This is a genomic window from Parvimonas sp. D9 (genome assembly GCF_035282565.1).
Lineage (GTDB): Bacteria > Bacillota > Clostridia > Tissierellales > Peptoniphilaceae > Parvimonas > Parvimonas micra.
On sequence record NZ_JAYKBM010000106.1, the window covers coordinates 1 to 285 of the forward strand.

Consider the following 285-nt stretch of genomic DNA (forward strand, 5'->3'; position numbering starts at 1 on the left):
TACGATACATGGTAAAAATTAGTGATGGAACGCAGATTTTTATGATGGTTTATGATGGTAATCTATCGGCGCTCATCATAATAATCATAAAAAATCTGCAGCCCATAAAAGTTGAGAGAAAACAATGATTGCGGAGACAGGTATGCACACGTAATAAATAAATTATTCCGCCGTTCAACGAAATTTTCAAGCGATTCAGTTCACCACCTTATCAGCACAGCAACTACTCGCAAAAGCTTCCGGCTTGGCTTTGAAGGCAAAGCCCATACCTAGGATATAACCCAT

At 38.9% G+C, this 285-nt stretch carries 1 protein-coding gene; it reads right to left on the bottom strand.

The window, feature by feature from the left end:
- Positions 1-195: 195 nt before the first annotated feature.
- Positions 196-285 carry a ribonuclease H-like YkuK family protein gene (locus VJI94_RS08990; RefSeq protein WP_416383680.1) on the bottom strand — a complete coding sequence of 30 codons (90 nt, stop codon included), beginning with the start codon at positions 283-285 and terminating at the stop codon, positions 196-198.